Annotated in this window: 1 protein-coding gene; it reads left to right on the forward strand. The window is 61.6% G+C overall.

Annotated features, from left to right (window positions below):
- Positions 1-106: 106 nt before the first annotated feature.
- A partial coding sequence (locus ACWDKQ_RS35920) for a hypothetical protein (RefSeq protein WP_450143198.1) occupies positions 107-1,988 on the forward strand: 1,882 nt, incomplete at its 3' end.

A 1,988-nucleotide genomic window follows, 5' to 3' on the forward strand; every position in this document is an offset into this window, starting at 1 on the left:
ACCGACAGTGGCAGGCTCCGGCGGGGATGTCTCCGGGAATCAAGGCGGCGAGGGCGACGGGACCACACCGACGGACCAGGCAGCACAACAGGACCGCGCGCCGAGCGTGGAGCGGCAGAAGCAGGACAAGAAGGCAAAGAACGCGAGGGAGTACCAGGCGAGGAAGGCCGAAGCCGCAGAGCTTGCGGATTTGCAGAAGAAGAAGGAGCAGTTGCTCCAGGAGGAGGGGAAGGAGCTGCCTAAGGCGGAGGCGGAGAGGCTGGAGTATCTCAAGCTGAAGGTGGAACCGCGGATGCAGAAGGAAAGGGAACGGAAGGCGAAGGGCAAGGCCGAAGCCGCAGAGCTTGCGGGTTTGCAGAAGAAGAAGGAGCAGTTGCTCCAGGAGGAGGGGAAGGAGCTGCCTAAGGCGGAGGCGGAGAGGCTGGAGTATCTCAAGCTGAAGGTGGAGCAGAAGAAGCAGAAGCACAGGGCGGAGGTCAGCAATTATTACAGGGCGAAAAAGGACGCCGCCGCCGACGAATATGCGAAGTTGAAGAAGTTGGAGGAGCAGGGACAGCTGAATTCGGAGCAGCGGACCAAGCTCAATTTGCATCGGGAAATAGAAAAGGAAAAAAAGGAGGAGAAACGGCTGGCGAACCTAGTAGCGAGGCTGAAAGAAAAGGATGCGGAGATCGAGGCCTTGGAGGCGTTGTCGCAGAGCGCCGAGGTCAAGGACCAGCTGCGTGCGTTGCGGGACAAGGTGGCTGAGTCGGCTGGCTCTGCGGAGCAGTTGAAGGCGACGAGGGAAAGGCTGAATAAAAATAGGGCGGAGCTGAAGTCGATGCAGGGGCCCGCGCTGGCGAATCAGGCAGCAGAGGACGCGCGGGCGACGGGGCCGAAACAGAGGCAGAACATCGACCGGGTATCGGAGTTGAAGGGGCGGGACGGGGGAGGCGGGGGAGCTGGCGAAGCTCCAGCCGAAGGTAGAGAAGCACAGAAGAAGCAAGCCCAGAAAAATAATCAGACGTTCCGCGAGGCGAGGAAGGGCGTCGCTGACCTGGTCGCGAAGTTGAAGGGGCAAGAGCAGCTGGGTGAGAAGCAGAAGAAGGCCGTGGCGAAGCTCGAGTCGAAGGTGGAGCAACGGAAGAAAGCTAACGCGAACAGGCGGGCGAAAAAGGACGCCGCCGCCGACCGGGTTGCGGAGTTGAAGAAGTTGGAGGAGCAGGGGCGGCTGACTGGGGAGGAGAAGGACGAGCTCGATTTGCGGCTGGAAATAGAAAAGGACGCAAAGGAGGAAAATCGGCTGAACGCCCAAGTGTCGAGACGGAAGAAAGACGTTGCGAAAATCGAGGCGTTGGAGGCATTGCCAGAGAGTGCCGCCAATGAGGAGAAGCTGAGTGCGTTGCGGGACAAGGTGGAGGATTCGGCTGGTTCTGCGGAGAAGCTGGCGGAGATGCGGGAAAGGCTGAAGGAAAAAAATGCGGCGCTGGAGTCGATGGAGGCCCGGGGGCAGGCTGGGTCGGGGCCGATTGCGGGCGTGGAGGCAGGTGGGCAGCAGGACGAGCAGCAGGATGCGATGGAGCCGAGCGGGGAATCGGAGCAGGGTGGGGCTGATCGTGGCGTACAGATTGAACGGGATGCGTGGTCGGATGGGAGCGTCGATCTCGGTGCGCTGCTTGATCGGGAGTTGGCGGATTCAGATGTGTCGTGGGATGTGAATGCGGCGAAGCGGGGTGCGGCTGAACTGGACACGTGGTCGGATGGGGGTGTTGATTTTGGTGTGTGGGTTGATGAGGTGATGGCGGATTCAGGGGGAGAGGGGCAGGCAGCGGCATCGCTGTCCGGTTTGGACGAGGATCGGCAGGCGGGGTTGGAGGCGTCGTGGGAGTCGGATGCGGCTATGCAGGCGGAGTTGGTGGATGAGTTGGGGGAGGTTGTGGAGGAGGGGGTGGGGGGTGTGGCTGGTGATGGGGGGCGGGTTGCGCAGTTGCGGGAGTCGTTGGAGCAGG

This window comes from Saccharopolyspora sp. NPDC000995 (assembly GCF_053599315.1).